The organism is Salifodinibacter halophilus (assembly GCA_012999515.1).
GTDB lineage: Bacteria > Pseudomonadota > Gammaproteobacteria > Nevskiales > Salinisphaeraceae > Salifodinibacter > Salifodinibacter halophilus.
The window spans coordinates 1-335 of sequence record JABEEB010000083.1 but is presented as its reverse complement, the minus strand read 5'-3'; the positions used below and the strand labels follow the sequence as shown (position 1 = coordinate 335).

The 335-nt window shown below is 72.5% G+C and carries 1 protein-coding gene; it reads right to left on the bottom strand.

Going from position 1 to position 335, the window contains the following annotated elements; genetic code table 11:
* A partial coding sequence (locus HKX41_10790) for an EamA family transporter (GenBank protein ID NNC24616.1) occupies positions 1 to 253 on the bottom strand: 253 nt, incomplete at its 3' end.
* Positions 254 to 335 lie beyond the last annotated feature (82 nt).

Genomic DNA, 335 nt, shown 5'->3' with positions numbered 1-335 from the left:
TGGCGGTGCTGTTCACCGCCATCGAGTTGGTGATCGCGCCGATGCCGGCCGGCGCGCGCTGCGCGGCCCAGGCGAACAGCGCGAACGGCAGGGCCGAGGTGATCAGGCCGATCAGCGCGAGCTTGGCCCAGATCTTCGCGCCGCGGAACGACTCGCGCGCCTGCCACAGGAACGGCAGCAGGATCAGCGCGCCCAGGCCCAGGCGCATCTCCACCAGCGGCAGCGCGCCGAAGTCCTTGGCGGCCACGCGCATGAACAGGAACGAGCCGCCCCAGATCGCGCCGAGCACGGTCAGCTCCAGCGGCGTACGCCAACCGGCGCGGGCGGTGTCGTCG